This is a genomic window from Peribacillus sp. YIM B13481 (assembly GCF_042787985.1).
In the GTDB taxonomy this organism is placed as follows: domain Bacteria; phylum Bacillota; class Bacilli; order Bacillales; family DSM-1321; genus Peribacillus; species Peribacillus simplex_A.
In genome coordinates this window covers 1-3666 of sequence record NZ_JBHZPE010000111.1, presented here as the reverse complement: position 1 = coordinate 3666, position 3666 = coordinate 1, and the positions used below count along the sequence as shown (strand labels likewise).

The following is a 3666-nucleotide window of genomic DNA, read 5'->3' as shown; positions in this document are numbered from 1 at the left end:
TTCATATTAAGGTTCCTCCTAAGGTTTTGAGTTAGAGTGATGTCTTACTCATATCTTACTGAGGAGCCCTATTTTTTTCAAAGCTGAAAAATAACGAACTACAGGAATGATAACCTGCCCCTTTAGTGCCATAAGAAAAAGGCTGCCTCAGCAACCTCCCTTATAGAAGTAAAGCACCCGTTAGTTAAACAAGGTTAGAGCATATTCTCGGCAATCTTTTTCAGTGCCTTTGCACGAGAAATGATAAATGCTCTCATATACTTCTCCAAAAACAACTTATCAGCTAAAACCCCAATTGGACCGAACGGTGACTTATATTGAAATTTATCTATCATTATAGTTCCACCTGGTTCTTCGATAAACTGATGTGTGTGAACAAAAGAATGGAAGGCACCCTTCACCATAATATCTACAAACTTATTTGGTTTTTCCATTAATGTCACTTGGGCTTTCAGCCTTTGTTTAATACCAAAGTGAATGGCTTCCCAAGTAACAGTATCTCCCGCCTCTAATAGCCCTTCTGTCACACCATCAACAGCGATTTCCTTTGTTTTAGATGTCGTTTTGGTATGAATATCCACGCTCCTCGCAAGATCAAAACATAATTCAACTGGTGCTTTAATAAATTGTTGATACTCAATAACAGGCATTTCTTATTCCCCTTTTATAAGCACTTTCTAACACCATCATTATAGTTCGTTGAAGCCATTATTACCTAGCCCCTATTCAACTAAACTGCCCCGATAGTTAATTAAGGATATTTTTTTACATTCAAAAGGCCACCAAATGGTGGCTTTCTTATGGAACTATAGCACCTGTTAGTTTAAGTGTAATATTTCACAAATATTATAAATGAGAAAAATGAATAACTAAAAATACAATAGGAGGAATTATTATTGATGGTAGAAGATTTAAAGTATTAAATTTCTTAATCCCCAAAATATTTAAACCAGATGCGATTATCAATATACCTCCTACAATCGTCACTTCGTTCAGAAGATCATTATTTATGGAGTTCTCCATTAAAATAGCAATTAAATAAATGGCACCTTGCCAAATAAATAAAACAATTCCTGCAACAGCTATCCCAATACCAAATGTGGATGCTAATACAATCGAGGTAATCCCATCCAACACCCCATTTGCAAGCAGATACGTATAATCTCCCTTTAACGCTGCCTCTACAGGACCTAAAATAGATAACGTTCCAATACAAAATAATAGGATAGCAGTCGCTAACCCCTCAGCTAAATTACCTCTGGAATATTTATTAACTAAAGCATTAAATTTTGATTCTAAATTCAGCCTTTGACCGAGCAATCCCCCTACGGCTAAGCTTACAATAAAAAGTACCGGATATTTGCTGGAAGGTAAATGTTGCACTAGTGCATTTATTCCTAACCCCAACGCAACTAACCCCATAGCCTGCATTAGAATGTTGTGACATTCATCTTTTATCCCCTTTTTAAAGATGCTTCCGATAATGCTTCCGATTACTATCATCATTGTATTAAAGATTGTTCCAAACATAATCATTTCTCCTTTTAATTATTGTTCTATCCAAAAATATAGACCCTCCTGTAACGGGAGGGTCAACACTTTATTGGTATTTGTATTTCTGTCAGATAGTCTTCTTTACTACCTGAGATATAATGGTCAATTATTGTTCTTTCAATGGAATCCCCGATAACTTGGAAACCGTTATCTTGAATACAATTGAGTAAGCTTCTATAATGTTCGGGTGAATCGCTGTGATTTCCATTATAATAAATGCAGGCATACATTCCTTCGGGAAGAGTTGTCACTAAAGGATTTTGAATATCATCTTCTTCGACTAAAATAAATATCGAGTTATATTCATTGAACTTGTTGTTTAATGTATTATTAATACTTATCGTAAGACCTACTCCCCCAATAAATATAGAAGAACTCATATTAGACAGACTCTCTAATCGTCGTAAGGAAACTTCCATCTCAGGTTCTGAACTGATTATTTCCATTAATCTTACTATCCTTCTCTCTTTCCTCTCCTGTATGAATGGCACTTCCAATTCTTTTATTTCTCGTGCTAATTTAATGTCCTTGATTCGATTTTGGAACCTTCGGTTAATTCGTTCCAGTTCTTTCATTTTTTTTTCGGTTAATCGTTTCTGTTCCTCTAAGAGATACAAAAAACCATCGATATTCCTGTCGTCTAGATGTCCCTTGATCTCCTTTAATGAAAAACCTAATTCCTTTAAATAATGAATAGTGTTCAAATGTTCAAATTGTTCCGTTGAATAATATCTATAACCGTTGTTTAGATCCGTATGTATAGGTTTTAATAAATCAATTTCATCATAATATCGAAGGGTTTTTATGGTCGTATTATGGAGTTTAGCCATTTCTCCAATTGAAAATCTATTCTTCAATTTAATCTTCCTTTAGAAAAACTTTATATTATCACTATAATACACAATTATATGAAGTTAAACTAACCTGCCCCGTTAGTGCCATAAGAAAAAGGCTGCCTCAGCAACCTTCCTTATTGAAGTAAAGACCCATTAGTTGAAGAGCAAAGTATTATTATACAAAGTATATTAATCCAGAAATACCTAAACAGATTACAGCTATGAGACCTGAGATTAATGCTATTTTAGTTCTAAAGCTTCGATTTTTTGTTGTTTCTGAATGAAAATTTGCTCTTTGTTGTTGTCCACCTGTCCATGCTCCGATAAAAACACCTGAAATAACAATACTTACTATCCCAACAATAAGAAAAAACTGAAACATTAATAACTCCCCCTTGTTAGGCTCTCGTATATTTTCATTACATATTATACCATGGAATTCATTGGCTTTCTTATTGAACTATCCTGCCCCGTTAGTGAGCTGCCTTATAGACAGCTCTGATCTTCAACTAACGCACCCGTTTGTTTAAGAACATCTTTTCACAAACTTATTCATTTTTAGTGACTAAAATATTAATTTCTCAACGACAGTCGTTTAAGTCTTTACTTATACAGGCTTGCTTCAACCTTTTAGTTTTCAGCAAATATTTAATATCTGAGATATTATCATATGATAATTGAATGTGAAAATAATTAATATATTCTAAAACTGCGAAAATGCAAATAAATCCTGCAATTGACAATCCCAATACTGGTAAAGAAGGATACCATTTAGAGAAATCAATAGCGAAAGCTAAGAGTGAAATCGCAATCAAGATTATATTGATTTTTTTCAAACGTCGTAACTGTTTAACAGTTTGAATGGGAGTTATAGGTGTATTTTCTTTTCTTAAACGATTCCATTTTTTATACCAATAAATGGTTCCTTGTAATAAAATAAATTCCAAAAGAAGAAATGATGTCCAAAAAGAAAACAATGAATATAATTGTATACTGGGAAATGCAAAGTTATATAAATAACTTATAACAATAAAAACAATTATTGCGTTTCTTTCACCTTTATAAAGGTACGCAAGTCTTTTTTCTAATAATTTCTTCACAGAATCACCTTTATTTCTTTAGCTCTTTTAAACTCCAATATCCAGAATATATTCTACCTTATATTGGAATGTTATGGAACTATTCTGCCCCTTAAGTTCCATAAGAAACTTCTATGGCGGCGATCCCCGCCGCCACCATCTATCACGAAACCCTGCTTATTACCCCAAAATAAAGT

At 33.5% G+C, this 3666-nt stretch carries 5 protein-coding genes; all 5 read right to left on the bottom strand.

From position 1 onward, the window contains the following. Positions 1 to 194: 194 nt before the first annotated feature. Entirely contained in the window at positions 195 to 650 is a 456-nt protein-coding gene (locus tag ACFX4X_RS25265; protein ID WP_377387606.1) for an SRPBCC family protein, read from the bottom strand. Between the two features lie 196 nt (positions 651 to 846). Next, on the bottom strand, positions 847 to 1530 hold the full coding sequence (locus ACFX4X_RS25260) for a DUF554 domain-containing protein (RefSeq protein WP_377387603.1): 684 nt from the start codon (positions 1528 to 1530) through the stop codon (positions 847 to 849). A 62-nt stretch (positions 1531 to 1592) separates the two neighbouring features. Next, on the bottom strand, positions 1593 to 2411 hold the full coding sequence (locus ACFX4X_RS25255; RefSeq protein ID WP_053535405.1) for a MerR family transcriptional regulator: 819 nt from the start codon (positions 2409 to 2411) through the stop codon (positions 1593 to 1595). 154 nt (positions 2412 to 2565) lie between these two features. Continuing rightward, a complete protein-coding gene (locus ACFX4X_RS25250; RefSeq protein WP_054399278.1) occupies positions 2566 to 2772 on the bottom strand; it encodes a DUF5316 family protein in 207 nt (68 codons plus the stop codon). 199 nt (positions 2773 to 2971) lie between these two features. Further along, positions 2972 to 3490: a general stress protein gene (locus ACFX4X_RS25245; RefSeq protein ID WP_377387600.1), complete on the bottom strand. Its 519-nt coding sequence runs from the start codon at positions 3488 to 3490 to the stop codon at positions 2972 to 2974. Positions 3491 to 3666 lie beyond the last annotated feature (176 nt).